Below are 21,915 nucleotides of genomic sequence, written 5' to 3'. Positions count from 1 at the left end.
CCTTTTTCTAAACGAAGGCTTCCAGCTTGATTCTGGCACCTAGCTCCTTCAGTTCTGCTTCTTGCTTAAATAGCGCCTGCTCTGCGTCCTGATGATCGATTCGCTTAAAATACAAATTCGCCCCAGGCATCGCTTGTGCAATGAGCGGCAGATCGACCGTCGCAACTTCTCCAATCCGCGGGTATCCGCCTGTTGTTTGCCGATCTGCCAGCAGAACAATCGGCTGACCGTCAGGAGGAATTTGAATAGAACCAAAGGCAACCGCCTCAGAAATCAATTCAAGCTTTTCTTTTAAATGAACCGGCTCCCCCTTCAAACGGCAGCCCATGCGATCTGATTGAGGCGTGACCTGAAAAGGCTGTTCGAAAAAGGTGCTTTGAGATGATTCTTGAAAAAAAGAAAGGTGTCTCCCTGGCAGCACCCGAATCACGGGCGATTTCCGCAACGGTAAAAAATGCGTATAACTTACAGTCCAATCGGGTGCGCTGTACGCCGCCTGTTTCAGATCGCTTTTGAGTCTATCAGACAATCGATTTGCTACGAGTGATGGCTTTCCAATGGACAGGACGTCTCCTTTTTCAAGCGGACGTCCGTTCAGTCCACCGATTCCTGCTCTCACATAGGTGCTTTTGCTCTCCATGACCGGCTCCACATCGAATCCACCCGCCACAGCAAGGTAAGAGCGGCATCCCCTCTTACAAGGACCAAAGGTGAGCGTGCTTCCTGATCGAACAAAGAGCGGTTTCCATAAAGGGGCTGGCTCTCCATTGATGTCGATCTCTACATCAGCGCCAGTCACTGCAATAAGCGCATCCTTGTGACACGTCAACACAGGACCCGGCCCCATTAATGTGATTTCCAGTACGGCTTCGCTTTCCTCGTTGCCTGTGAGAATGTTGGCAATTCTAAGCGAGAGCGCATCCATGCCGCCGCTCGTTAAGACGCCATACTTTTGATAGCCTTTCCGCCCTTTATCTTGAATGGTTGTGAACATTCCTGGCTTGATGACATGAATACTCAACGTTCTGCCTCCTTCATGCTGAAAAATTCCTTTTCAGACATTTGGACAAATCTGACCTCGTCCCCTGCTCTCAATAGACTTGGGACTTTCTCGTCTGGTCGAAAGAGTGGCAGCGGGGTTTGTCCAATGAGCTGCCAGCCACCAGGTGTGGAAATGGGGTAAACGCCGGTCTGCTTTCCCGCAATGCCGACAGATCCTTTTGGAATGGACATTCTCGGTGTTTCCCTGCGCGGGGCTGCGATCTTTTCAGAAAGCCCGCCTAAAAACGGAAACCCTGGTGCAAATCCAATCATATAGACAAGATACGTCCCTGCGGTGTGAATTCGCACGACTTCTTCTGGTGTTAAATGATTGATCCGGGCGACTTCTTCTAAATCAGGACCCAGCTCTCCCCCGTAGCAGACCGGTATGTCGATGGTGCGGCGCTTAGCCTGAACCCCCTCCTGCCATTTCTCTTCAAGGAGTGTTTCAATATAGCTTTTCACCCATTCATAGGGGGACAAATCTTGTTGTTGAAGATGGGCAGATTGATAAACGGTGTACGGCTCGTAAAAAACAGTCACGTTTGTAAAGGCTTGAACAGCTTCCACATATCCGGCAAATGGATGCTGTTCAATACTCGAAAACAAATGCACAACACGCTCATGAATTTCTTCACATATGTCTGTTCCTGCTTGAATCACGATCGCTGCATCTCCTAGCGGGTGGAAGGTGATAGAATTTTTTATCGTTGAAAATGCCACTTGAGGACCCCTCTCTTTCTAAAGCACACCGAGCTGTTGATCTCGTTGATCTGTGATGAACATATGCCCAGGTGCATGGGTAATCGCAATGTCTGGTTTTGTATGCATGACAATGGCTTGCGGCGTCACACCACATGCCCAAAACACCGGGACCTCTCCTTCTTTGATCACGGATGGTTCTCCAAAGTCCGGCTGATCCACATTAGCAACTCCGATCATCGCTGGGTCACCTATATGGATGGGACCGCCATGAACTGATGGGAATCTAGACGTCACTTGTACACTTCTTGTGATCTGATGCGCCGGAATGGGTCTCATGCTGACGACCATCGGGCCATGAAATACCCCCGCCCTTTCACAAGCGATATTCGTTTGATACATCGGAACGTTATGACCATTTTCAATATGGCGAACAGGGATATCATTCAGCATGAGCGCATGCTCAAACGTAAAACTGCAGCCGATGAGAAAGGCAACCATATCATCCTCCCAATAAGCAGAGATATCTGACACCTCTTCTTGAAGAATCCCTTTTCTGTAAATACGGTATTTAGGAAAGTCCGTACGAATATCCGCTTCGGGTGCAGACCGTCTCGGCACTGGATCACCCGGCTCCAGTACATCAAGCAAGGGGCATGCAGCGGGATTGCGCTGACAAAACAACAGAAAATCAAAGGCAAGTTCTTTTTTGACGATCATTAAATTGGCTTGAGCATATCCCTCTGCTAGACCAGCCGTTGGTCCTGTGATTTCTTTTTTACGAATCAACTCTCTGATCTGTGAAGGCTCATATGTTTGATAGATATTCATTCGATTCAGCTCCATAGTTTTGGAATTTCATTGATGATGGTATACCCGCCCATCATTGCCATGATGACAACGACAAATGCGCCTGATACTGTCAAAAAGAATGGATGTCGATAATCCCCGACAATGTCTTTCTTATAAGCCGCTACCAGCAAGGTGCCAAGCGCGAGCGGTAAGATCAATGCATTGATTGCCCCAACTAATATCAATATGTTCACAGGTCTTCCGATCGTAATAAAACAAATGGTCGAGAGGGCAATAAAGCCGATGATAATGCCACGTTGATTTTGCTCAATTTTTGGTGAGAAGGTTTTAAAGAAGGAAACTGATGTATATGCTGCTCCAATGACGGACGTAATCGCCGCAGCCCACATAATAATCCCGAACATTTTAAATCCGATATTTCCTGAAGCTAGTTGAAATACAGAGGCAGGCGGGTTGGATGGATCAATCTGCAAGCCTTTTGCGACAACTCCTAATGTAGCAAGAAAGAGTGCTACACGCATGATGGACGTAATGAGGACACCGAAAATAGAGCTTTTCGTCACTTGGGGCAATGCTTCCTTCCCCTTAATACCTGCATCCAGCAAGCGGTGTCCGCCAGCAAAGACGATATAGCCGCCTACTGTTCCGCCTACAAGTGTCACAATGGATAAAATATCAATTTTCTCTGGGACAAATGTTCTCACTACCGCTTCTCCAACTGGCGGTGCTGTTGAAATCGCCACATACAGCATCAGGCCAATCATGACAAAGCCCGCTATCTGCGTGAAACGGTCCATTGCTTTTCCAGCCTCTTTGATCACAAAGATCAGAATAGCAATAACAGCACTGACCCCTGCACCGATTCGCGGATCGACTCCGAAGATGACCTGAAAACCGAGACCAGCACCAGCGATATTTCCGATGTTAAAGGCAAGTCCCCCAATGACAATCAAAACGGCTAGGACATACCCAAGACCCGGCAGAACCATATTTGCAATATCCTGCCCTCGTTTTTCTGACACGGCGATGATGCGCCATACATTGGTTTGCGCAAAAATATCTAACAAAATAGAGATGAGAATGACAAACCCAAAGCTAGCCGCAAGCTGCTGTGTAAAGACAGTCGTTTGTGTTAAAAATCCCGGTCCGATGGCGGACGTCGCCATTAAAAAGGCTGCGCCCATCAGCATAGACCGGTTCCCCTTTGGTGCCTTCGTGTGCTTGACTTCCTCTTTTTTCATGCTGTTTCCCCCTTTGATGACGATTTTTATTGAAAGGCTTTGAGATGAATGCTCGCTTCTTTTAGCTTTGATGTAATGGTTTTGGCAAATTGGAGCGCTTGGATGCCGTCTCCGTGAATACAGACCGTATCTGCTTTAAGCGAAATGTCTTCTCCTTGAACGGTATGAACCTTCTCTTCTCTCACCATACGAACGACCTGCTGAACGGCCAGTTCATCGTCTTCGATGAGTGCATGCGGTTCGCGGCGGGATGTCAGCGTTCCGTCTGCTTGATAGGTCCGATCAGAAAATACTTCATGCGCCACTTGAAGACCCATTCTCTCACCTGCTAACGCAAGTTCACTGCCTGAAAGCCCGTATAATACAAGACTTGGATCGACATGATACACAGCCTTCGCAATTGATTCAGATAATTCAGTATTTTTAGCCGCCATGTTGTACAGGGCGCCGTGTGGCTTGACATGCTGCATGGTGCCGCCTTCTGCCTTGAGGAAGGCTGAGAGAGCGCCAATTTGATAGATAACGAGATCATAGGCTTCCTCTGCTGAAATCGCCATTGGACGTCTGCCAAATCCGACTAAATCTTGCAGACCCGGATGCGCACCAATTTGTACCCCTTTATCTAGTGCCATTCTAACGGTTTTTCTCATCACCGTTGGATCTCCTGCATGAAAACCGCAAGCGATGTTGGCTGAGGTGACATATTCTAAAATTTGTTCATCCGAACCGATTGTATATTGACCAAAGCTTTCTCCCAAATCACAGTTGATATCTACTTGATACATAGGATCCCTCCTTGTTGTTCCGAATAACGGAATCTAAAGTCCGAATATTCGAATTTATATTGATTATATCAATTTTGGATAGATTGCACATGACATTGTCAGAAAACATAACAATAGAACTAGGAGACATAAAAAAGCGAGAGGATATCGCCTCTCGCTTTTTCATCATGTTCTTTATTTAGACAGCACCCAATGCTGGATCGCTTTTGCTACACCGTGTTCTGTGTTAGGAGCTGTAATCCAATCAGCGGCTTCTTTCACAACTTCTTGTGCATTGCCCATTGCAATGCCTAATCCGGCTTCTTGAATCATCGCCATATCATTCAGACTGTCGCCAAGCGACATGACATTGTCCATCGTACAGCCAATGCGTTCTGCTACCTTTGCAAGAGCTGCCGCTTTGTTAATGCCAGCTGCATTGACTTCGATATTGGTTGGACTTGAATTTGTAATCTCTAGATGACCATTTGTTTTCAGTGTATTGAGCACTTCCTCACGAACGTCATCGTCATGAATTTCAAAGCCGAATTTCAGCCATTCGTGGTCATGAATTCGTTCTGGGAATTCACCTCTCCACACCTTCTCCACAGTGGAAGCCCAGTAATCGGTTTCGTACCTATTTTTTAGATCCCACATCATTTGGACATGATCAGGATGCAATAGATCTCGTTCGATCAGCTGGAAGTTTGAATCCCAGATTTCACTTCCGTTTGCTGTCACAAGGTAAGAAGACAGCTTAAGCGGCTCAACCAGCTCTCGGCATGTCATCAGCGTCCGCCCTGTGCTAATCACCACATGGACCCCTTTTGCTTCAGCATCTTTAATGGCTTGTTTATTTTCCTCTGGAATGACATGTTCACTGTTTAACAGCGTGCCATCCATATCAATAGCAATCAATCGGATGTCTTTCTTATCAGCTTGTATGGACAAATTGAGTACCCCACTTTGTATCATTTTTTGTAACTATCTTTATTTTAATATAAAGAGGGAGATGGCACAAAGGGACGAGTTTGATCCCATAGAAAAAAGACCTTGTTACAGGTCTCTTCGCATTGGCTTAGCGTTCACATGCAATCCCGTCTTTATCACGGTCAAGACGCTTATTTTTTTGGTAAAGTGCTTTTGACACATACGGCTTGTACTTTGTTTTGCCGCCTTTGTTTTTCGTGTTTTTGCTTTTCGCTACGCCGCCTTTATAGACTTTGTTCAGCGCTTTGCAGTTTTTGTAGGACTTGACTGTTTTTGCATCTGCAGTGTGGGTGTCGACTTGTGTAACGCTTAGTAAAAGACCTAAGGACAAGACAGCCACCATGATTTTTTTCAACATGTAGAATCCCCCTATTTTTTCTATTTTTACATTTTTATCATATGTCACCATTTTTTGTTTTTCAAGACTATTGAGCTAAATATATTGATTTTTTTGGAATAAAATATGCTTTATATCCTATGTGGTACACTGAGTGGGAAACCTTTCCGGTTTTGACACGTATATGAAGAGAGGAGTTTTTCACATGAAAATGAAATATACCATTCTATATGTAAACGATGTGGAGGCAAGTATTCATTTCTATCAACATGTACTTGGTTTTCCTATGAAACTTAGGGTTGAATCCTATGTTGAGTTTGATACTGGAGATGTGACCTTATCAATTAACTCACGTCAGGATGTCAAAGATGCACTTGGATTGCCTGTCCCTGAAGCAAATCAATCCTCTCAAACGTTTGAGATTGGGTTTGTTGTGGATGATGTGGAACAAACCATTGCATCAATGAAGGAAAAAGGGGTTTCGATCATCAAAGAACCTGCAAAAAAACCATGGGGTCAAACCGTCGCTTATGTCGCTGATCCTGATGGTCATTTCATTGAAATATGTGATGCCGTCTCCTAATCCACTTTAAAGGAGTGAACCAGTATGAGAAAAAAACATGCCTTTCTCGCCGGTGTTTGTTCGATGATTGTGATTTGCAGTGCAGCTATTATTTTGCAGCACCATGAGTGGATAGGATGGGTCAGTGGTGGAATCTCTATTATTGGCGTCATGATGTCTGGACTTCTAATGGGGGCTTGGACAAGCGGAGAAGAGACGCGAGCAACCTATCATTCTGAAACAAAAGAGCATCGCATGTGGCGTCTTGATACGGCCTTTCTCATGATGATCTTTGCACTTCCGCACATGGCAGTGTCGATCTTTTATGTTTTGATGTAAACACTTGCTAAAAGGAGTTAGTCATATGGCTGTTTTTATCTTATTCGTTGTATTTGGCTTCCCTATTATTTCTGTGCTGATTGGCATTTTTGGCACAATGCTTTTGAAGAATGTTTGGATGCCGACTTTGATTGTCCTGTTAGCCAGCGTCATTCTCATGTACTCATACATTGGCGGGGATGAATCCTTTCTCATTTGGGTCGTCATCTACACCGTCTTTACGTTGATCGCTGCTTGGATGACAAAGCGGTTTCGGTTCAAGTAAAAAAGAACAGTTTGCACTGTTCTTTTTTTGATCAAATATCGGCGCACCATAGCTCAATTTCAATTTTCAGCTCAGGCCATCCTAAAGCTGATACATAAGCAACCGTCATTGATGGGTAAGCTGTTTTGAAGATCGTATCCCACTGAGGATATAGATGATCCCAGTCGATTTCTTCTGTTGCCCATATATTGACCTTGATGACATGCTCTTCATTCAATCCTTCTGATTCAAGGATTTTTTTGATATTTTCAAACGTATTGGTTACCTGGTCGTTTAAACTTGATGGTACCTGTCCATCGATATCTGTTCCGACTTGACCGGATGTAACAAATAATCCCGCGCCCTTTGGTACTCTTGTGATATGACTATAGCTTCCAACGGGCTTCGGCATACTTTCTGGGTTTTTTCTCGTGATTTTTTCCATATGATGTCCCTCACTCACTTTGATTTTTCTGCTAGATTTCTCTTCATGTAGACAGACTTCACCAATTTCTATCTATCCTAAAAGAAAACAGCAGTGGAGTATCCATAGCCACAAGGTAAGAACATCAATATTTTCTTTTTCATGACCGGAACACTCCTTTTGATTGCGTGAGCAAGGTTTTGATTAACTATATAGTACCTGAAAAGAGACGTTCAGTCAAAATAAAATGGTTTATAGACGATAACGCGCAATGTCTTGATTCAATCGTATGCTTAGTTCATTGAGCCTTTCTGCTGCTTTTGCCACATTGGATATGGCTGTCACTTGTTCCTCTGTGGATGCGGTGATCTCTTCGGTCGCAGCGGCATTTTCTTGAGAAATATGGGCAGCGCCTTGCATGGCTTTTGTGATGAGGTCATTTTGCTCCAGCAATGCATTCAGCTCTTTTGCCATTGCGTCTGTTTCAACGATGGTTTGTGAAATCGACGTAGAGATGGCATTGAATTCATGTTCTGTTGCATGTACCGCGTCATCTAACTCAGCGAAACGATCCATTGTGTTTGACATCATGCCGGCTGTTGCCGTCGTTTCTTCTTTAATGCCTTGTACCATTTGCTGAATTTGCACTGCTGATTGTTTTGTCTGCTCAGCTAAATTCCGCACTTCACTCGCCACAACCGAGAAGCCCTTGCCGTGCTCTCCTGCCCGTGCTGCTTCAATGCTGGCATTCAACGCAAGTAAATTCGTCTCATTTGAAATACTTTCAATCGTATCTGTAATTTTAGAGATATCCTGTACTTTTGTACTTAATTGCTCAATGCCTGCTCGAATGCCTTGAGACGCTTGAATGGATTGTTCATTTGATTGTTTTAATTGCTGAACAATTTGCTGGCCCTGCTGCGAAGATTGATTCGATTGGTCAGAGATTCGTTTAATTTGGTCACTTTGTTCTTTGACGTTCTCAATCGATTGATTGAACTGGGTCATTTGTTGATTGGCTACATCAAGATCAGATGCCTGATGAAGCGTTCCAGTCGAAATGTCGCCAATCGCTCGGCCAATCTCTTCACTGCTAGCTGAGGTTTCTTCAGATATTGCTGATAAATCTGTGGCTGATTCGACGAGTTGACTGCTCGTTTCCTGTAGACCGCTTACAAGTGTCCGGAGTTCTCCTGACATATGATTAAAGCCTTTTGCCAGCTGTCCAATCTCATCTGTTGTTTCTTTTAAACTCGTGCGTTCAAGATTCCCCGCCGCAATTTCTTTTGAAGCAGCAGTGACTTGCTTGAGCAGTCTGACCTTTCCTCGAGCAGCTAAATAAAAGACGCCAAGACTGAGAAGAGCGACACCTGCTGTAATGAGCATGATATAGAGCTTCATCTGCTCTAATTCTTTATAAAATTCATCTTGGAAGACGGCGATGCCGATACTCCAATTCCAGGGCGTGAACTGGCTCATATAGGCAAGCTTTTGCTTTTTTTCCCCAGTGGCATCGTCCTTATCTAAATAGGTCACATAGTGTGCATCCTCGCCTTCTGATTTGGCTCCAGCGACCATTTTTTCACGATTGGTCGTGTTATCTGGAATGACGCCAATGTCATTGACAGGATGAACTTGAGAGGAATAATCTGCTCCATATGCGACAAGATAGCCCTTATTTTTATAGATAAAATCTGATTTTTGAAATTGGTACCCTTTCCCGTTGTCATTTTTTGGCCCGCTCAAGTAAATACGGGCTTGTTCCTGTGCCTGTTCAAGCGTCAGTTCTTTTTTTTCTACACGATCATTCAACTGTTCAAGTGTAGCCATTGCTCCGCTGACGATGTGCTTTAAATCTGCTTTCCCCGCATCAATTAAGACATGTTTCGCTAACAAATACCCCGTTGTCCCAACAAGTCCGCCGGTTAAGATCGTGATGACGATAATGGCAGACATTAATTGAAAAAAGACACTTCTTGACGCAAACATTTTCCTTTTCATATACAAATTCCCCCTTACTTCATATATCGACAAACGGGGTAAAGTATTAAAAAGTCATCAAAAAATCCCTTTCACTCGTTGGAAAGGGATTTTCTAATTATCGAGCTGTTTCTTTAAGAATGGCTTGATAGAGATCATCTGTTGGCGTGAGGCCACATACTTCTTCCAACACACCCTCATTGCCTTTTTCTTTTCTTAATTCCTGCAAACGAACCGCTTCTTCGTCTTCGGCAAAGTCATAAGCGAGCGCTGCAGCAATGCCTTTGATTAAGTATACTGGCTGCTTGATCTTTTTCGCCGGACCGATTAAACGGTCATCTGCTCCTAGCTTTCTAAGAGGAGAGCGTGCGACACGAGTGACTTCGTCGGAGATAAAAACATTTTCGAATCGTTTGATGATTTTTTGAATATACGCATCATGTTCTTCTTTTTCAAAGCCATATGTGTCGATTAAATAACTGCCCGTTTCGTGCAGTGCCCCTTCAACCACCTGGCGAATCTCTGGTGTATCGACGGCTTCTTTAATCGTTTGAACGCCTTGCTGATACCCGACATAAGCCGCTAGTGCATGTCCTGTATTGACAGTAAAGAGCTTGCGTTCAATATACGGCGTCAAATCTTGTACAAAGGTCGCTCCGTCAATCTGAGGAACATCTCCAATAAAGCCAGTCTTATCAATGACCCACTCGAAAAAAGGCTCGACTGATACTTTTAGAATGTCCTCATGGTGCTGAATCGGCACAATGCGGTCCACAGCAGCGTTTGGAAAACCAACTGTTTTTGATAACACTTCTTGTTCTTCTTCTGTTAGATGAGAGAAAACAGCTTCTTTTAAATGAGAGCTGCCTCCAATCATATTTTCACATGCCACGATATTGATGATATGGTCAGGCTTTTTCTGTTTCAATCCTTCAGCAATGGATGAAGCAATGATCTTCAAAACGGTTGGTCCAACAGCTGTTGTAATCAAATCAGCTGATGCCACTGCCTCTGTTAATGCCGCTGGGTTTTGTGCAGAATTGATCGCTGTCACTGGGCCTACTACTTCTTGCTTCTGACCTGGTGCTGCGAGTTCAACTAGGTATTCTCCTCTTGCATTCAGCTCGTTGATGACCGCTTCATTTACATCAGTGAAGACAAGCTCAAAGCCTGATGTTTTTAACAAAGAACCGATAAACCCTCTGCCAATATTCCCTGCTCCAAAATGAAGTGCCTTCATGTTAGTTCACCTCGTTAAAGATGGCGATCAATTCATCCTGATCCTTTGCATGGATGATGCGCTCTACATTTTCCTCTTCTGAACAGACAATCGCAATTTGAGAAAGAATATCGAGATGTTCGTTGTTTTTACCTGCGATGCCAAAGACAACTTTGGCGATATTTCCTTCGCCGTATTCAACGCCATCTGGAATTTGAATGATGGAAATCCCAGAATGAAGGACAGCTGCTTTCGCATCCTCTGTTCCATGAGGAATCGCAATCCCGTTGCCCATAAATGTAGACGAGATATTTTCTCTTTCAAACATTTTGTCAACATAATCACTTGTGACATAGCCATTTGCCACTAGGACTTCGCCTGCTTTTTTAATGGCTTCTTCTTTCGATCCTGCTTGTTCATTTAGAAATATATTGTCTTTTGATAGTACTTGTTTCATGAATGATCACACCTTTTCTTAGAATAGAAAATCAGGAAAACAACCAAAACGGGGAGTTCAATGAAGAAAAATTGAACTCAACCCGTTTCGCCATGTTATTTTTTCAATTTCTCAATCAGCTCATCGTATTTCGGGCTGTTTAAGAAATTATCAACTGAGATATGCACAGCGCCTGGCAGTTTTGCCTTGGCTCTGTCTGTTAAATCTTTATGAGTGAAGACCACATCGGCATCATTTGGAATGTTGCTGATGGATGTGTTTGTCACATCAATATCAAGCTCTGCCTTTTTGACTTTATTCTTTAAGATGGATGCGCCCATCGCACTTGAGCCCATTCCTGCATCACAGGCAAAGATGATTTTGTTCACATCATCTGGATTGACATCGCTTGGAGAAGCTGCTTGTTCATTTGCTTCAGCACCTTCCTTTTGTGCTGTAAGAGCAGAGGCGGCTGCGCTTTTCTTCCCTTTCATGTCATGCATTTTTTCTGTTGCTGCTGTTAAGTCTTCGTCAACTGCTTTTGATGCTTTTAAAATCACAGAAGCGACAAGGAATGATACGACGGTTGCCACGACAACACCTGCTAGAACAGCAAGATGTCCGCCTTTTGGTGACATCAGCATGAGAGCGATAATACTTCCTGGTGACGGCACAGCCTTTAAGCCTGCATTTAACAGGGTTAAGGTCAGAACGCCGCTCGCTCCCCCTGCAATAACCGCCAAAATGAGCTTTGGTTTCATTAAGATGTACGGGAAGTAAATCTCATGAATTCCTCCTAAAAATTGAATGACAATCGCACCCGGTGCAGACTGCTTTGCATTCCCTCTTCCGAAGAACATGTATGCAAGTAGAACACCTAAACCTGGCCCTGGGTTTGTTTCAAGTAAGAACAGAACGGACTGTCCTGTCTTCGCCGCTTGCTCTACCCCTAAAGGACCTAAGATCCCTTGGTTAATCGCATTGTTTAAGAACAAAACTTTCGCTGGTTCAATGAAAATACTTGCCAGCGGAAGCAGATGTGCATTCACAATGATATCTACACCTGCCGCAAGGGCTTTATTTAGACCAAGTACCACTGGTCCGATGGCGTAGAAGGCAATCGCGACAAGAATGGCACCTAGAATTCCTGCCGTAAAGTTATTCACAAGCATTTCAAAGCCCGATTTGATTCGATCTTTGAAGAGCTGATCAATTTTCTTAATCAAGTAACCGCCAAGTGGTCCCATGATCATGGCACCTAAAAACATTGGAATGTCCGAACCGACTATGACCCCAATCGTCGCGGTTGCACCGAGTACCCCGCCTCGATGGTCGTATACGAGTTTACCGCCTGTGTAACCGATTAAGAGCGGCAGTAAGTAGTTGATCATTGGGCCAACAAGTGAAGCTAACTGTTCATTTGGCAAATAGCCACTCGGAATGAATAATGCCGTAATGAGCCCCCAAGCGATAAATGCTCCAATATTCGGCATAATCATACCGCTTAAATAGCTTCCAAAGCGCTGTACTTTTACGCGGAATCCGCTTTTTTCTTGCATCTATGAAAACTCCTTTCTTCTTTCCCTTTATTTAGGGCTTTATAGGTCAAAAGATATAAGAACAAGTGTCAGTGAAGCCCTTAACCTTATCGTAAAACGCTTTCACTTTCCCTTCAATTGAAACTAAATGTCACTTTGTCACTTAGTGTGTGACAAAATTGAAATATGATGTGAATTCTCTGTCAGAGCAAAGGACAAATGGGGTAAAAAGATTGACGTGCCGTGGTTTTGACGCAAAATTCATTGGAATTTCACAACTTTTAAATCGTCACTTCTTGTTTCCTCTTCTTAAATCGAATAGGCTTATACATGATCAAACCTATTCAATCAAGAAATGTCTGCGCAGACATGACACAGAAAAAGTGAACCATCTTGCTGTTTGTTTCGTTTACCTTTTAGAGTGAGCGGCACAATAGGAGGAGCGGTTTTTTCTGTGACTCACAGTTTACTGCCGCTTTCTTTCTGATACATGAGACATTTTCATAGGTAGAAAGGCGGTTATTCACTTGTTGAAACATAGTAAGTGGCTTCTGCTCCTTATCGTTACGTTTGCTTTTTTCATTCCAAAGGAAGCATTTGCCCATGCATACGTCGTCAGCTCGAATCCAGCAGCCAATGAAGAGCTGGAGAAGCAGCCTCCTTCGGTCTCTATCACATTTAGTGAAGGAATTGAAAGTGGATTTCATGCCATTAAGGTGCTAAATGCAAAAGGGGATCGTGTGGATCAAGGAGATACGGTCATTAAAGATCAAAAAATCATGGAAGCTGCTTTAAAAAAGGATTTACCAAAAGGAATTTATACCATTCAATGGAATGCGGTATCAGCAGACGGGCACTCTGTCTCTGGCATGATCCCGTTTAGTATTGGCAAAGCGGATGGCGGTTTTGACCAATTAGATCAAGGTCAAACGAATGAATCTATTGATGTTGCCTCGACCATTGACAAAGCCTTTCTTTATACGTCGTTTAGCTTATTTCTCGGGACCATTTTGTTTGGACTGTTTTGGTTTAAAACAGCCATTTCACCTGTATTAGCGAAACGAATGAAATGGCTTTTGACATTGTCACTGGTCATGATGGGCGGAGCACTCGTGTTCCAGCTGCCGATTCAAACAAAATCAGCAGCAGACGTGTCCTTTTTGGGAGCATTTCAGCCATCGCTTTTACAAGAAACCATTGCGTCGACTTCTGGCGGTAGTTTGTGGATGATGCTCATGGTGTCATTTGTTCTTCTGACCATTTGGAGCATTGTTGCGATGAAAAAAGGGGATTTTACTTCTTTTCGGGTATGGTTGTTTCCACTTCTCCTATTCGCAGTGCTTCTCTGGCTGAAGGCGCAAATCGGACATCCAGCAGCAACCGATAATAAAATACTGACAACGTCACTTGATTTCATCCATCTCGTTTCTGCATCGATCTGGGTCGGTGGTTTAACAGCCATTGTGCTTTTATTGTTGAAGAAGCTGCCAAATGAAGATCAACCGCTCATACGAAATACGTTAACGGCGTTTCATCCTTGGGCACTGCTCTCTGTTGGACTCATTGTGTTTTCAGGATTTGTAAATGCGATCTTTATTTTGCAATCGTTTGATGCTCTTTTCGAATCAGCATACGGACGAACCTTTTTAATCAAGCTTGGTTTATTTATCTTGATGGGCCTTCTTGGGCTTGTCCATTACTTGATGCTAAGATGGGAAAAGAAACAGAAACAAAACGTTTCGTTACGAGCTGAGTGGATCATCGGAATCGCTATATTGTTATTAACAGCTGTATTCACCAACATTCCGAGCCCTCCTCCGCCTGCACCTGAGCCGTTCTTCGGTGCAAACCAAGTCGAGCATCGTGACATTGTGTCCATGAGCATTACCCCGAATGCCCCGGGCAAAAACACATTCGAGGTCGCATTTACGAAGAAGGATGGACAAACGATTACTGATATTCAATCTGTGTCAGCCAAGATCCATAAAGTCGCCTTATTCGGTGAAGAGAAACCGAGTGAATTTCAGCTGAAACGATTAAAAAATGGTCATTACTCTGCTGAAAACCTCTTGTTAAATGAAAAAGGTACTTGGAAAATTGAAATCCATGCGTTAACTGGTTCTTTTGAAAATATCGATACCACATTTATTAGAAGAAACTAAAAGGAGTTCATACCATATGAAAAAATACGTTAAAGCTTTATTACCAATGCTTCTCGCTTCATTTTTATTGGCGATTCCTGTGAGTGCTCACGTCACAGTCAAACCTGATACGTCTGCGACAAATGCGTGGGAAACCTATACGTTAAAAGTTCCTTCTGAGAGTGACAGTCCAACGACTAAGGTTGTCGTGACAATACCTAAAGGCGTAGAATTCCAACAATACGAGCCTGTCCCTGGATGGAAAACATCAACTGAAGAAAAAGATGGCAAGGTGACAAGAGTGACTTGGGAAGCAACCGGTAAAGGCGTGCTTGCCGGACAGTTCCAGCAATTCGTTTTTGTAGCGAAAAACCCTGAAAAAGCAGGGGAAGCTGCATGGGATGCGTATCAATATTATAAGGATGGAACGGTCGTTGAATGGACTGGCGATAAAGATGCTGATAAGCCGCATTCGATCACAAACATTGTGGCATCTAATACGGTAACGGATTCCCATGGTCAAGAAAAACCAAAGGAAGAAAAGGCATCTGAAACAGCCTCCAATTCTCCTTCACCACTTGTGCTAGGGTTGTCCATTGCTGCTCTAGTCGTAGCACTGATTGCGCTTGTGCTTGTTTTTAGAAAGAAATAATTGATTAGTAAGCGATCGTTTTCACGGGAACGATCGCTTTCATTTCTTTCCACCTTATTTGAACACGAGATGCAAGGCTTTGCCTGCAAGCTAGGAAGATCACCCCCTATTTTCCCAACCTATTATTACCAATATAGGATTGAATAGGATGATGACGCATGCCATAATGAGACACATGACCACCTAGGAGGCTATAAGATGAACCATCTAATTATATTTGCTCATCCCCAGCAAAGCTTAAACCAAACCTTATTAGATCTTGTTGTCAGCACTCTTTTGAACAATGGTCATAAAGTGACTGTTCGTGATGTTTATGCTCTTGGTTTTTCGCCAGAACTAAGCATCTTGGAAAAGGCTGCGATCAAACGAGGTGATCTCCCAATTGCCATTCAAACTGAGCAGAAGCTGATTCAGCAAGCAGATGTCCTAACGTTTATTTTCCCCATTTGGTGGACAGGCTTACCCGCTATGCTAAAGGGCTATGTAGAACGCGTTTTTTCTGAGGGCTTCGCTTATCAAATCAATGAGTATGGGGCTATTGAAAACCTGCTTCGGCACAAAAAAGGTGTCATTATCAACACGCACGATGCTCCAAGGACCTTTCTTGACTCTAACCGGATCGTTTCCGCTTCCCACCGAATGACAGCAGATACAGAAGTCTTCAATTTTATTGGGGTTGAGCCTGTTGAACGGCTTTTGTTCAGCAGCATGGAGCAGGCATCAGCAGATTACATCCACGAAATTCTGAAAGAAACAAAAGAAACGGTGGAGCAGCTTTTCCCGCCGGCTGTTTAACATAAAAAAGACTGCCGAGATTCCTTATTCGGACAGTCTTTTTCACGTTTATTCGTCTAAACCAATGGATACATATTTGGTTTCTAAATAGGGTTCGATCCCTTCGATGCCGCCTTCACGGCCAATTCCGCTCTCTTTCATTCCTCCAAATGGTGCTTGAACAGCCGATGGTCCGCCATCATTCCAGCCAATAATTCCGTAATCAAGATTCTCTGAGATGTAGAGGCCGTTTCGATAATTCTCTGTAAAGAAATAAGCTGCAAGACCAAAAGGTGTATCGTTGGCTAATTCAATCGCTTCATCTAGCGTTTTAAATGTCGTAATCGGTGCCACTGGTCCAAAGGTTTCTTCATGCATGATGTTCATGGAAGGGTCCACATGTGTGAGAACCGTTGGCTGGACAAAATAATACGACTTTTCATCATCGAAATGCGTATCGCCGCCGACAAGAATTTTCGCCCCTTTATCGACTGCATCTTGAATTTGGCTGACAATTTTATCAAAGCCGCGCTTGTTGATAATTGGGCCGATGGATGTGCCTTCTTCAAAGCCATTTCCCACTTTCAGCTTTTCTACCTCTTTGCTAAAGCCATGAGCAAATGCTTCATGAATGTCTTCATGCACAATTAAGCGGTTGGCACAGACACAGGTTTGTCCTGCATTACGGAACTTAGATGCCACTGCTTGTTTGACAGCTAGTTCAAGATTGGCATCTTTGTCTACGATGAGCGGGGCATGACCGCCAAGCTCCATGGATACGTGCTTGACTGTGCTGGCACTGTTTTTGATCAGATGCTTTCCGACTGGCGTTGAGCCTGTAAACGTGATTTTGCGAATCAATGGACTATCTGTGAAAATTTCACCGACTTCTTTTCCATCTCCAACCACCCATTGCAGGGCATCCTCAGGTATTCCGGCTTCGTGGCCTAATTTCACAAGTTCAATAGCCGTCAGCGGCGTGTCTTCAGCAGGCTTCACAATAAAGGTACAGCCCGCCGCAAGTGCTGGTGCTGCCTTTCTCGTGATCATGGCTGCTGGGAAATTCCACGGTGTAATGGCCGCAACAGGACCAACTGGCTGCTTTGTGACGAAAAGGCGTTTGTTCGTCGTATGTGACGGAATGGTTCTACCGTAGATTCGTTTGGCTTCCTCTGCGTACCATTCAATATATCCAGCCGCATAAGCGATTTCGCCTAATGCTTCTTGATACGGCTTCCCGTTTTCTTCCGTGATGATTTTTGCGAGCCTTTCTTTCTGTTCAATCATGAGATCAAACCACTTGCGAATGATATTGGCACGTTCATGCGCTGACGTTTTTGCCCATACTTTGAATGCTTTATGTGAGCGCGAAATGGCGTCTTCGATCTGTTCTTTTGTATGCTGAGCAACTGAAGCAATTGCTTCTCCTGTTGCAGGGTTATACACTTTGAGTTCGTTTGTCATGCTCTACCGTCTCCTTCGTTCTTGGATTCATTACATATAGTATATACCCAATGAGTGCCCAACCTAAAAGCAATATCCATTCAGCTGGCCATGATAAGGAAGCCGGCATCCCTGGAAAATAAAATGAAAGAAAAAGGAGACTTAGCCCGATGGCTAAAACGCCTGTCGTCCGCCAATATTTAATGCGGTATGGACGCTCAAGCTCTGGTTCCACTTTGCGAAGTCTCATAAAGGCAATGGACACAATTAAGTACCCAACGATGATCCCGACACCACCTGCATTGACAATCCATACGAGGGCAGGGCGCCCTAATAATGGAGCGAAAAAAGCCAAAGCACCAAGAAATAAAATGGCATTTGTCGGCGTTTTATACTTTGGATGAATATACGCAAACCATTTGGAAATCATGCCTCTTTCCGCCATCGCGTATAGAATACGGCTGGCACCGATAATAAAAGCATTCCAGCTCGTCACAATCCCTGCTACACCGCCAATGACAAGCACTGTCCCAAATGCTTGATGACCGAGAAGCTGCACCATGGCATCTGCTGTCGCCAATGAAGAGGTTTCAAGCTGTCCTTTTGATAGCCCCGCAGCTACCCCAAAGACAATAAGCAGATAAAATACGACCGCACTCACGATGGAGATAATTAAAATTCTCCCAATGATTTTCTTTGGCGCATTAATCTCTGCTGCTACTTGCGGTATCACATCAAAACCAACGAATAAAAAAGGAATCATGACTAACACGGCCATAAGCCCGCCAACCCCGCCTTGAAACATTGGCTCAAGGTTTGCAAAATCTCCATTAAAAGTCGCGCCGCCTAAAAGGAGAAAACCTGTCAGAATAATCGCTACTGTGAACACAGACTGAAAAATGGCTGCGGGCTTTGCCCCAATGTAATTCAGTGCTGTTAAAAACAGTGCACCGCCAGAACCAATCAATACCCATGTGAAATAAACGTCCCATCCACCTATATTCCATAGGAAGCCAACATGCTGTGTTGGAATCACATAATCAATAACTGTCGGCAAGGCAACAGCCTCAAACGTAATGACGGACACATAACCAAACAATACGCCCCATGCTGAGATGAACGCTGATTTCATCCCAAATGCCCGCTGGACAAAGACGAGCCCTCCGCCTGTCTCTGGAATCGCAGACGAAAGCTCAGCATACGTCAGTCCAATAAAGATGACGAGAATACCTCCTATAACGAAGGCAATCACGCTGCCTAAAAATCCAGCTGTTAAAATCCAATCTCCCGAAAGTACAACCCAGCCCCATCCAAGCATTGCACCAATGGATAAAAACAGTACGTCAGACTGCGACATGGTTTTTGCCATTTGTTGTTTTTGCATACAACCATCCCCCTTTGTTGTTTAGCGTGCTTTGAAGGCGTCCTCGATGATCCCTAGTCCTTCGTGAAGCAGCTCATCTGTGATGACAAGTGGTGTTAAGAAGCGAATAATATTCCCATTAATCCCCGCCGTTAATAAGAGCAGCCCATGCTCGTTTGCATATGCTGCAATCGCTGCGGCTGTTTTCTTATCTGGTGTACGCGTAGTTTGATCTTCCACAATTTCAATCGCCGCCATTGCCCCTAACCGGCGGACTTCCCCAATGAATGGATACGTAGTTCTCCAATCATTTGCTTTCTCCTCAATGACTTGTCCGATGTGCTCAGATCGTTGATTCAGTTGTTCTGTTTCAATAATATCAAGAACCGCTAGTGCTGCCACACAGCCTAATGGACTTCCTGCATACGTTCCCCCTAATTCCCCTGGATCTGCCGCATCAAGCAGTTCTTTTCTGCCGACGACACCGCTTAGCGGCAACCCAGCAGCAAGAGATTTTGACACCGTGATTAAGTCAGGCACCACATCAAAGTGCTCAATCGCAAAATATTTTCCTGTTCTTGCAAAACCTGTTTGGATTTCATCTGCTACAAAGACAATCCCGTGCTGCTGACAGAATGAAGCGACATGCTGAACAAAACGCTTCGATGGTACAATGAACCCGCCCTCCCCCTGGACTGGCTCCATGACCACACACGCAACGGTTTCTGGTGCAACGGTAGCGACGAAGAATTGGTTGAATTGATCAATGATGTACTCATCGTAGGCTGCATCGCTTAATCCTTCTGGCTTCTGATAGTAATACGGGTATGGCGCTTGATACACCTCTGACGCAAATGGTCCGAACCCAAATTTATATGGCTTGACCTTGCTCGTCATGCTCATCGTCATATTCGTTCTGCCGTGGAAGCCTCTTGTAAACGAGACAACGGCCTGTCTTTTCGTATATTTACGTGCAATTTTCACCGCATTTTCAACAGCTTCTGCACCTGAATTAAGGAAAATGGCTTTCTTGTCATGGTCGCCTGGTGTGAGGCGGCATAGCTTCTCTGCCAATTCGATATACGATTCGTACATCATCACGTTGAATCCTGGGTGGATCAGACTGTCTGCCTGTGCTTTGACGGCTTCCACAACCTTTGGATGTGAATGGCCTACATTTAACGTACCAATTGCGCCAGCAAAATCGATAAAACGTTTCCCATCGATATCGAACAGCTCGGCTCCCTTCCCTTTTGCTGCAAGATGGCGGTTACCATTACTCACGCCTCTTGCGACGTATTGATCTCTTTTCCCCTGCCATTCTTCTGTTGAAAAACGGTTTGTTGTCGTTTGACTCATTGTCATCCATCCCCTTTATGTCTTTTTTATTATTCTGAATATTTTTTGGTATGATAGAAAGTACCAATATCATTTTTTTCATGGTACCAGAGAGGAAGGACTGAAGAGATGCTGACAATTCAACTAGATCAAACAGGGGCAAACGGATATATTTATCATCAAATTTATACGAAAATTAAAGGTGAAATTTTAAATCGAAACCTTCAGCCGCACGATCAATTACCATCCAAACGAGAATTAGCCGATGCATTAAACGTCAGCGTGAATTCAGTGAATGGCGCGTATCAGCAGCTGCTTGCCGAGGGATATTTATATTCGGTTGAACGGAAAGGATTTTTTGTGGAGTCACTAGAAACGTTTCATGAATCAGGTCAGCTGAAACCCTCTTCCCTTCCAGCAGATTTAAAGGAAGAGCCGATTGCACGAGACGATTGGTATTCCTTTTCACATATCTCAGTCGATACCACTCATTTTCCCTTTAAAAGCTGGTTGAAAAGTGAACAAAAGGCGATCAGCCTCCACCAAGAAGCGTTTGGCGAGCTTCCGCATCCACAAGGTGTGTACGAGCTTCGGGAAACGATTGCCCGGTTAATCGGGCTGGCAAGAGGCGTCAAATGCTATCCAGAACAGCTCATTTTAAGTGCAGGCACGCAGTCACTTATCCATTCGTTATCAAGCATTCTTCCAGCCGATCAAGTATACGGGTTAGAAAACCCTGGCTATCGCCGGCTCTATCAAATGCTAAAAAACAATCATCACCGAATTGAAACGATTGGCATTGATCAAAAAGGAGTGCGGATGAGTGACATTCAGAAAAAAGAGCCGAATGTGTTGATCATTACCCCTTCACATCAATTCCCAACAGGGGTGATTATGCCAATTTCCCGGCGGATTCAGCTCTTAAACTGGGCAGCCGATGAGCATGACCGTTATATCATTGAGGATGATTATGACAGTGAATTCAAGTATGGGACTGACAGCATTCCAGCGCTGCAAAGTTTGGATCGATATGACAAAGTCATTTATATGGGGACCTTTTCAAAATCATTGCTGCCCGGCTTGCGGCTAAGCTATATGGTACTGCCTCAGCATTTATTGAGACGCTATAAGGAAGAACAGCACTTCTTCATTCAAACGGCCAACCTTTTTACACAATACACCCTTCTTCATTTTATAAAGGATGGGGCGTATCAGCGGCATATTAAAAGAATGAATGGTTTATATGAGGAAAAGCGGAAGCAGCTCATTGAAGAGCTCGACACGGTTTTTGCTGACAATGTACGGATTATTGGGGAAAATGCTGGACTTCATTTTATCGCAGAGTTCCGCTCAAACCGCACGCAGCATGAGATTTTACAGCGTGCCAAAGAAAGAAAGCTGAAAATGTATGGGATGGACCGTTTTACCCTTGATGAGCAATTACCGGGGCATCAGGAAGGCTTTGTTCCGCTCGTCCTCGGCTTCTCTCATATGCGGCCAGAGGATATTGAGCCGGCGGTAAAACGACTGTATGAGTCGATTTATGGAAAATAAAACAGCCAGCTGCTTTACTA

General features: G+C 44.2%; 22 protein-coding genes. 7 read left to right on the top strand and 15 right to left on the bottom strand.

The genetic code is table 11. The features are described from left to right. Positions 1–7 precede the first annotated feature (7 nt). The 7 genes from MHI11_RS02310 to MHI11_RS02280 form a co-directional block, all read right to left on the bottom strand. Positions 8–1,021, bottom strand: coding sequence for a 5-oxoprolinase subunit C family protein (locus MHI11_RS02310; protein WP_340960320.1), 1,014 nt, complete (start codon positions 1,019–1,021; stop codon positions 8–10). Further along, a complete protein-coding gene (gene pxpB / locus MHI11_RS02305) occupies positions 1,018–1,764 on the bottom strand; it encodes a 5-oxoprolinase subunit PxpB (RefSeq protein WP_340960319.1) in 747 nt (248 codons plus the stop codon). Before pxpB ends, MHI11_RS02310 begins: the two co-directional genes overlap by 4 nt. Before the next feature lie 18 nt (positions 1,765–1,782). After that, positions 1,783–2,574: a putative hydro-lyase gene (locus MHI11_RS02300; RefSeq protein WP_106066461.1), complete on the bottom strand. Its 792-nt coding sequence runs from the start codon at positions 2,572–2,574 to the stop codon at positions 1,783–1,785. A 5-nt stretch (positions 2,575–2,579) separates the two neighbouring features. Beyond that, entirely contained in the window at positions 2,580–3,797 is a 1,218-nt protein-coding gene (locus tag MHI11_RS02295; RefSeq protein ID WP_340960317.1) for an NRAMP family divalent metal transporter, read from the bottom strand. Positions 3,798–3,823: 26 nt separating this feature from the next. After that, positions 3,824–4,582, bottom strand: a complete 759-nt coding sequence (locus tag MHI11_RS02290) for a LamB/YcsF family protein (RefSeq protein WP_340960316.1) — start codon at positions 4,580–4,582, stop codon at positions 3,824–3,826. A gap of 174 nt (positions 4,583–4,756) precedes the next feature. After that, positions 4,757–5,536: a Cof-type HAD-IIB family hydrolase gene (locus tag MHI11_RS02285; RefSeq protein WP_372706118.1), complete on the bottom strand. Its 780-nt coding sequence runs from the start codon at positions 5,534–5,536 to the stop codon at positions 4,757–4,759. Positions 5,537–5,639: 103 nt separating this feature from the next. Next, positions 5,640–5,909, bottom strand: a complete 270-nt coding sequence (locus tag MHI11_RS02280; RefSeq protein WP_003214076.1) for an excalibur calcium-binding domain-containing protein — start codon at positions 5,907–5,909, stop codon at positions 5,640–5,642. Between the two features lie 184 nt (positions 5,910–6,093). On the opposite strand from MHI11_RS02280, the gene MHI11_RS02275 reads away from it, so the two are divergent. Genes MHI11_RS02275 through MHI11_RS02265 form a run of 3 tightly spaced genes read left to right on the top strand, consistent with a single transcriptional unit; the run spans position 6,094 to position 7,054 of the window. Then, positions 6,094–6,471, top strand: coding sequence for a VOC family protein (locus MHI11_RS02275; RefSeq protein WP_003214168.1), 378 nt, complete (start codon positions 6,094–6,096; stop codon positions 6,469–6,471). Between the two features lie 24 nt (positions 6,472–6,495). Then, entirely contained in the window at positions 6,496–6,789 is a 294-nt protein-coding gene (locus tag MHI11_RS02270; protein ID WP_340960315.1) for a DUF5316 family protein, read from the top strand. A gap of 25 nt (positions 6,790–6,814) precedes the next feature. Then, positions 6,815–7,054, top strand: coding sequence for a DUF2651 family protein (locus MHI11_RS02265; protein WP_044140518.1), 240 nt, complete (start codon positions 6,815–6,817; stop codon positions 7,052–7,054). Between the two features lie 31 nt (positions 7,055–7,085). Here MHI11_RS02265 and MHI11_RS02260 read toward each other — a convergent pair whose 3' ends face one another. The 5 genes from MHI11_RS02260 to MHI11_RS02240 form a co-directional block, all read right to left on the bottom strand. After that, positions 7,086–7,478 carry a RidA family protein gene (locus MHI11_RS02260; protein WP_034664057.1) on the bottom strand — a complete coding sequence of 131 codons (393 nt, stop codon included), beginning with the start codon at positions 7,476–7,478 and terminating at the stop codon, positions 7,086–7,088. 231 nt (positions 7,479–7,709) lie between these two features. Further along, the gene (locus MHI11_RS02255) at positions 7,710–9,458 is read right to left on the bottom strand and encodes a methyl-accepting chemotaxis protein (RefSeq protein WP_340960314.1); all 1,749 of its coding nucleotides are present in this window, start codon (positions 9,456–9,458) and stop codon (positions 7,710–7,712) included. Positions 9,459–9,555: 97 nt separating this feature from the next. Next, positions 9,556–10,677, bottom strand: coding sequence for a mannitol-1-phosphate 5-dehydrogenase (locus tag MHI11_RS02250; RefSeq protein ID WP_340960312.1), 1,122 nt, complete (start codon positions 10,675–10,677; stop codon positions 9,556–9,558). A gap of 1 nt (position 10,678) precedes the next feature. Continuing rightward, positions 10,679–11,113 carry a PTS sugar transporter subunit IIA gene (locus MHI11_RS02245; RefSeq protein ID WP_012008933.1) on the bottom strand — a complete coding sequence of 145 codons (435 nt, stop codon included), beginning with the start codon at positions 11,111–11,113 and terminating at the stop codon, positions 10,679–10,681. A 95-nt stretch (positions 11,114–11,208) separates the two neighbouring features. Continuing rightward, positions 11,209–12,651 (bottom strand): PTS mannitol transporter subunit IICB, encoded by a 1,443-nt coding sequence (locus tag MHI11_RS02240; protein ID WP_340960311.1) that lies wholly within the window; start codon positions 12,649–12,651, stop codon positions 11,209–11,211. Between the two features lie 506 nt (positions 12,652–13,157). Between MHI11_RS02240 and MHI11_RS02235 the strand changes: the two genes are divergently transcribed. The 3 genes from MHI11_RS02235 to MHI11_RS02225 all read left to right on the top strand — a co-directional run bounded on the left by MHI11_RS02235 (position 13,158) and on the right by MHI11_RS02225 (position 16,218). Then, positions 13,158–14,792 (top strand): copper resistance CopC/CopD family protein, encoded by a 1,635-nt coding sequence (locus MHI11_RS02235; RefSeq protein WP_268507489.1) that lies wholly within the window; start codon positions 13,158–13,160, stop codon positions 14,790–14,792. Between the two features lie 16 nt (positions 14,793–14,808). After that, positions 14,809–15,423: a YcnI family copper-binding membrane protein gene (locus MHI11_RS02230; protein WP_113768569.1), complete on the top strand. Its 615-nt coding sequence runs from the start codon at positions 14,809–14,811 to the stop codon at positions 15,421–15,423. A gap of 198 nt (positions 15,424–15,621) precedes the next feature. Next, the gene (locus MHI11_RS02225) at positions 15,622–16,218 is read left to right on the top strand and encodes an NAD(P)H-dependent oxidoreductase (protein WP_113768568.1); all 597 of its coding nucleotides are present in this window, start codon (positions 15,622–15,624) and stop codon (positions 16,216–16,218) included. 48 nt (positions 16,219–16,266) lie between these two features. Here the strand turns inward: MHI11_RS02225 and MHI11_RS02220 are convergent, their stop codons facing one another. The 3 genes from MHI11_RS02220 to gabT are packed head-to-tail and all read right to left on the bottom strand — an operon-like array spanning position 16,267 to position 20,362. After that, positions 16,267–17,661, bottom strand: a complete 1,395-nt coding sequence (locus MHI11_RS02220; RefSeq protein ID WP_340960310.1) for an NAD-dependent succinate-semialdehyde dehydrogenase — start codon at positions 17,659–17,661, stop codon at positions 16,267–16,269. Further along, complete coding sequence (locus tag MHI11_RS02215; protein ID WP_113768565.1) at positions 17,636–19,024, bottom strand: APC family permease; 1,389 nt, start codon at positions 19,022–19,024, stop codon at positions 17,636–17,638. Before MHI11_RS02215 ends, MHI11_RS02220 begins: the two co-directional genes overlap by 26 nt. 21 nt (positions 19,025–19,045) lie before the next feature. Continuing rightward, entirely contained in the window at positions 19,046–20,362 is a 1,317-nt protein-coding gene (gene gabT / locus MHI11_RS02210) for a 4-aminobutyrate--2-oxoglutarate transaminase (protein ID WP_044140509.1), read from the bottom strand. A gap of 108 nt (positions 20,363–20,470) precedes the next feature. Between gabT and gabR the strand changes: the two genes are divergently transcribed. Further along, positions 20,471–21,895, top strand: a complete 1,425-nt coding sequence (gabR, locus tag MHI11_RS02205) for a MocR-like transcriptional regulator GabR (RefSeq protein WP_106066474.1) — start codon at positions 20,471–20,473, stop codon at positions 21,893–21,895. The last annotated feature ends 20 nt before the right edge of the window (positions 21,896–21,915 follow it).

Source organism: Bacillus sp. FSL K6-3312, assembly GCF_038007485.1.
Taxonomy (GTDB): Bacteria; Bacillota; Bacilli; order Bacillales; family Bacillaceae; genus Bacillus; species Bacillus pumilus.
This window is presented reverse-complemented; position numbering and strand designations above follow the sequence as displayed.